Annotated in this window: 3 protein-coding genes; 1 reads left to right on the top strand and 2 read right to left on the bottom strand. The window is 70.5% G+C overall.

Annotated features, from left to right (window positions below; translation table 11 throughout):
• Window positions 1-139: 139 nt before the first annotated feature.
• Window positions 140-340: an acyl-CoA carboxylase subunit epsilon gene (locus tag ACFWEP_RS32645; RefSeq protein WP_387375616.1), complete on the bottom strand. Its 201-nt coding sequence runs from the start codon at window positions 338-340 to the stop codon at window positions 140-142.
• 63 nt (window positions 341-403) lie between these two features.
• Complete coding sequence (locus tag ACFWEP_RS32650) at window positions 404-1,987, bottom strand: acyl-CoA carboxylase subunit beta (protein WP_387375618.1); 1,584 nt, start codon at window positions 1,985-1,987, stop codon at window positions 404-406.
• Between the two features lie 789 nt (window positions 1,988-2,776).
• Between ACFWEP_RS32650 and ACFWEP_RS32655 the strand changes: the two genes are divergently transcribed.
• Window positions 2,777-4,003: a glycoside hydrolase family 64 protein gene (locus ACFWEP_RS32655; protein WP_387375620.1), complete on the top strand. Its 1,227-nt coding sequence runs from the start codon at window positions 2,777-2,779 to the stop codon at window positions 4,001-4,003.
• Window positions 4,004-4,026 lie beyond the last annotated feature (23 nt).

The raw sequence follows: 4,026 nt of genomic DNA on the forward strand, positions 1-4,026 counted from the left end.
GAGTACCTCCCGGCCGGGGCCTCGTGCGGCGCCCGGAGCGGCCCTCCAGGGCCTTGAGGGGCGTTGTGGGACGCGGTGGGCGGGATGTCCCGCCGCGCCGGGGCCCGGACCCGCGACGGTCCGGACTCCGGGAGGTGTGTCAGCCCTGCCAGCTGTGCGGGGCCCGGAAGCCGGGGGTGCGCTCCAGGCGGCGCCATCCGGCCGTGTCACGGCCGCCGCGGACGGGAGTGGGCTGGGCCGCCGCGCGGGCGAGCAGCACGGCGGTGATGGCCGCGAGCTCCTCGGGGGCGGCGTGGCCCTTCTCGACGCGCAGCACGGACTCGGCAGAAGTGACGCTCATGGGATGTCTCCGTCTTCTCGGCAGGGTGTCGTTCCGGTGCGCGGGTACCGCGCGGGCCGACGACTACTGCGGGGGGTTGCCGTGCTTGCGGGACGGCAGGTCGGCGTGCTTGTTCCGGAGCATGGCGAGCGAGGCGATCAGCACCTCGCGGGTCTCGGCCGGGTCGATGACGTCGTCGACCAGCCCGCGCTCCGCCGCGTAGTACGGGTGCATCAGCTCGGCCTTGTACTCCTTGACCATGCGGGTCCGCATGGCCTCGGGGTCCTCGGCCTCGGCGATCTGGCGCCGGAAGATGACGTTGGCGGCACCTTCGGCTCCCATGACCGCGATCTCGTTGGTCGGCCAGGCGTAGGTCAGGTCGGCACCGATGGACTGGCTGTCCATGACGATGTACGCGCCGCCGTATGCCTTGCGCAGGATCAGCGAGATCCTCGGCACGGTGGCGTTGCAGTAGGCGTAGAGCAGTTTGGCGCCGTGCCGGATGATCCCACCGTGCTCCTGGTCCACGCCCGGAAGGAAGCCGGGTACGTCCAGAAGAGTGATGATGGGAATGTTGAAGGCGTCACACATCTGGACGAATCGCGCGGCCTTCTCGGACGCCTCGATGTCCAGCACACCGGCGAGGGACTGCGGCTGGTTGGCGACGATGCCGACGACCTGTCCGTCCAGACGGGCGAGGGCGCAGATGATGTTGCGGGCCCAGCGCTCGTGGATCTCCAGGTAGTCGCCGTCGTCGACGAGCTCCTCGATGACCTTGTGCATGTCGTACGGGCGGTTGCCGTCGGCCGGAACCAGGTCCAGCAGGACGTCGCCGCGGCGGTCCGCCGGGTCGTCGCTCGCCACCGTCGGCGGGTTCTCGCGGTTGTTCGAGGGCAGCATCCCGATGAGGTAGCGGACCTCGGCGATGCAGGTCTCCTCGTCGTCGTACGCGAAGTGCGCCACGCCCGAGGTCTCGGCGTGCACGTCCGCGCCGCCGAGGCCGTTCTGGGTGATCTCCTCGCCGGTGACCGCCTTGACGACGTCCGGGCCGGTGATGAACATCTGCGAGGTCTCGCGGACCATGAAGACGAAGTCGGTGAGGGCGGGGCTGTACGCCGCGCCGCCCGCGCACGGGCCGAGCATCACGCTGATCTGCGGGATGACACCGGACGCCCGGGTGTTGCGCTGGAAGATGCCGCCGTAGCCGGCGAGCGCGCTGACGCCCTCCTGGATACGGGCGCCGGCGCCGTCGTTCAGGGAGACCAGCGGCGCTCCGGCCGAGATGGCCATGTCCATGATCTTGTGGATCTTGGTGGCGTGGGCCTCGCCCAGCGCGCCGCCGAAGATCCGGAAGTCGTGCGCGTAGACGAAGACCGTCCGGCCGTCGACCGTGCCCCAGCCGGTGATGACTCCGTCGGTGTAGGGCTTCTTGGACTCCAGGCCGAAGCCGGTGGCCCGGTGCCGCCTGAGCTGCTCGACCTCCTTGAACGAACCGGCGTCCAAAAGGAGTTCGATGCGCTCGCGGGCGGTCAGCTTGCCCTTGGCGTGCTGCGCCTCGGTCGCCCGGTCGCTCGGGCCGCGCCGCGCCTGCTCACGCAGGGCCAGCAGTTCGGCCACCCGGCCACGCGTGTCGCTCGGCTCACCCGGGATTTCGTCCACAACGGTCATGTACCGACCCTACGAATCCGGCGGCGCAAATACCGCCGTCGAATCCGTACAGTCTCCTGACCGGTTTCCTGGCGAGGGCCGACAGAACCCTCGCACCATGCGTGCGATCCACCATCTGAGACCCACTCCGCGTTATGGGGTTCCCACAAAGAGACGGAAGGGTGTTCCAGGAGGGTCCGGGCGGCGCACAGGGGTCCGAGCCCAAGGGCTGCCCCGCAATTCCTGCGGGTGCGCGACGACAGCCACGGCACTTCGCCGCGTTGTCGGAACGTCCCGCTACATCCAGTATGCGGATGCCCCTCCGCCTTGCGACGCACCGCATCCGACGCCGCGCACCGATCCACCACGAATCGCGGGACAACCCCGGGAGGAACACCACCGTCCGGATGACCAACGGCGACCGCGGCCGCGCCACCCCGGGGCGGCCCACCCACCGGTCGCACCCCCTTCCGGGACGACCGCACTCCCGTCGCGCCTCCTTCCGCGGCGACCACCCGCCCGTCGCACCCTCCCGGCCCGACCACCGGCCCGGCCGGACCGCCCGCTCCTTCACCTCTTGACCGGAACGGCGCGAACCGGGTCGCCCCACGCCCCCGCACGCATCAACGCGCGCGTACCGAAGACGGGTTGTGAAGAAATCCGGATTCTGAGAGCGCTCTCAGTCACACCTATTGACGCCTGTGACGGGTGTGGTGAGAGTGGTCCGCACCACAGCGCGGCCCCCACAGCCGCCCCGCACGGTCCGGCCGTGCTCCCCCCCCCCATGTCATCCACCTTCCGGAGCTCCTCGTGATCTCTCGCCGTAACTTCCTCACCGGCGCGGCCGCCTCTGCCGCGGCGCTCAGCTACCCGGTCTGGGGGAGCGCTCTCTCCCCGCGCGCCTCGGCTGCCGCCGCGACGTGCGAGCTGGCCCTGGTGAACCGTTCACTGCCGGGTTCGGTGCGCGCGTACGTCACCGGCCACGAGCAGGGCACCGACCGCTGGGTACTGCTCCGGGCGGACGGCAGCCTCTACCGGCCGGACTCCCCCTCCGCCGCGCAGACGCCGCTGCCGGTCGACTGTTCGATCCCGCTGAACGCGGCGGGCGGCGACCCGGTGGTGCTGACGCTCCCCCAGATGTACGGCGCCCGGGTGTACTTCGTACGCGACGACACGCTGGACTTCTACCTGAACCCGGGCCCGGCGCTCGTGGAGCCCGCCTTCGCGACCTCGACGGACCCGAACTACGGACGGACCTGGTCCTTCTGCGAGTTCACCTTCAACCCGCAGCAGCTCTACGCGAACATCAGCTACGTCGACCTCGTCACGGCGCTCCCCATCGGGCTCACCCTGGAGGGCGACACCACCCACACCGTCGCCCCGCTGCCGGACGGTGCGGTGCAGCGGATCGCGGACGGGCTGATCGCGCAGGCGGCGGCGGACGGGCAGCCCTGGGACCAGCTGGTCACCCGCGGGTCGGACGGCCAGGTGCTACGGGTCGTCTCCCCTCAGAACCTCATGGCGCCGTACTTCGACCGCCCGGACCAGATGCCCTTCCGGGACCTGTTCACGGCGCAGATCGACCAGGTCTGGGAGAAGTACCGCTCCACCGATCTCCGGATCGACCTGCAGGGCGGCCGGGGCGTGCTGGCCGGCCGGGTCAGCGGGGACGACCTGGTCTTCGACGGCGGCCACACCTTCACCAGGCCGGTGTCCAAGGACGTCTTCACCTGCAACCACGGGCCCTTCACCAACAACCCGGCCGACTCGGACGACAAGAAGGCCCTGCTGGCGCGGCTCGCGGCCGGGTTCAACCGCTCGATCATGCTCAGCCACCCGGACCAGCCGAACGGGACGACCACCGCGGACTACTACCAGGAGGCGGTGACCAACCACTGGTCCCGCATCGTGCACGCCAACAGCCCGATCGGGTACGCCTTCCCCTACGACGACGTACGCCCCGACGGCCAGCCCGACGTCTCGGGCGCCGCCAACGACGGCAACCCCCGGCGCTTCACGGTGAGCGTCGGTTCCTGAACCTCACGACCCCCCACGGCGCG

The sequence above is a fragment of the Streptomyces sp. NPDC060198 genome (assembly GCF_042728415.1).
In the GTDB taxonomy this organism is placed as follows: Bacteria; Actinomycetota; Actinomycetes; order Streptomycetales; family Streptomycetaceae; genus Streptomyces.